Origin of the sequence: Ruminococcus sp. RTP21204st1_B2_RTP21204_210225 (assembly GCF_040914135.1) — a bacterium.
GTDB classification, from domain to species: Bacteria; Bacillota; Clostridia; order Oscillospirales; family Ruminococcaceae; genus Hominimerdicola; species Hominimerdicola aceti.
Genome location: NZ_JBCPGA010000112.1, coordinates 1 through 1588, shown reverse-complemented (window position 1 = coordinate 1588; position 1588 = coordinate 1). Strand labels below are relative to the sequence as shown.

Here is a 1588-nt window from a genome sequence, read left to right as displayed (position 1 = left end):
GCTGTGGAATTGTCAACACTTGATTTTCCTACAAGATTACCGTCCGTATTGTACTTATCGATCTCAAAGGTAACATCTGTCTTTGTAATTCTGAACGCCGACATATTCATAGCGGTAGCAGTCTTACCGTCAGTTTTGTTGTTGATAACAACGCCCTCCGAACCGTTTGATTCGATTCTCCAGTGTGTACCTCCTGCGCCTGTGCCGTCCCCGACTGTTTTGGAATTGATAAGACTTTCCGAAACGCCGATAGACTTAAGGTAGCTTATTACATCATTTCTTGAATCAAATTCGCCCATATATATCCAAGCGTGATCCTCACCACCCGGATTCTGAGCGACCACCACAGAACCTGCTGTAATAACCGAACCGTCAGCACACTCCCAATACGGGCGGTCCGTTGTCTTGATGTTTTTCTTTTCGACTTCGACCTTTGAAGTCTTTCCGTCGTAAGTTATGGTGCAGTTATCATTGACTGTAAGCCAATGATCTGTGTCAACAGGCACAGGGTTGTTCCAACTGAACCCCGATGTTTTGTATCCAAGCTGCGTAAGAGTATAGTACACAAGACCCGAACAGTCAATGCCGAGATTATTTATCGTTTCAACAGAAAGCGGAGTGTACTGACCCTGATCATACGCATACCAGTAGCCCTTGTTTCCATAGGTATACGGTGTACCCAGCAAGGTCGCCGCCTTTGCGATCACCGTATCCGCTGACGGGAATGCCGGGTTTTCCATAGGTGTGCTTGCGGCACTTGCTGTGATTGCTCCGCTCATAGATGAACCGAACATAGAAAAAGCACAGAGTCCTGCCATGAACCCTGCGCTGAGTTTTTTTAATATTTTCGATTTTTTGAACATAAAGTGCATTTCTCCTTTGATTTTGCGCAAAATAAAGAGAGCCAAATCGGCTCTCTTTATTGCAACTTTGTTGTTTACTTAATTAGTAAGCAGATTCGCTTACCGACAGTTCAATCGTGTTGTCATTTTCATCAAATATCCGGGTAATATCACCGTATTTATCCGACTTTAAAAATCTGCCACCCTGTGTGTCGAACACATACCATGCTCCGCCCACGTTTACCAGATTTGCCATGTGTCCATACCAGTCATCGGAGGAGAAAAACGCATACCGACATTCAAGCCCGATCCCCTTGCAGGCATACATTGTTGCCACTGAGAACACTTGACAATTTCCGCTGACATTATCCCGAATCCAATTATACACCGCTTCGGCTTTTCCATGATCAGAACCATCGTGACTCAACCCTGCACCAATGTTGTAATATTCATCGATTGATCTTCCAAGCGAATTTACATAATTCAGAACACTTTGCAAGTTTGTTGTATCTTCAATTACAACTTCAGGCGGTTCAGTCTGCGGTACTGTAATCTGCGGCTTTGGAGTTGTAGTAGTGGGCGGATTTGTTACCGCAGGCTTTACAGTTGTAGTCGGAGGCGTCGGATCGTTATTCTGTTCCGCTCCGTTATTGCTGCGGTTATTATCGTACGGCGAGTTATCTGGCTGCGAATCATTTTGCACAGGCTGATAGTTATTTTCCTGACCGTTATTATTCTGACCCTGA

General features: G+C 44.8%; 1 protein-coding gene and 1 pseudogene. Both read right to left on the bottom strand.

What is annotated here, in order from left to right:
- Positions 1–863 (bottom strand): hypothetical protein (locus AB5123_RS14300; RefSeq protein WP_368364996.1); only part of this gene is annotated, 863 nt, incomplete at its 3' end.
- 82 nt (positions 864–945) lie between these two features.
- A pseudogene (locus tag AB5123_RS14295) lies at positions 946–1588 on the bottom strand (hypothetical protein); the annotation flags it as partial.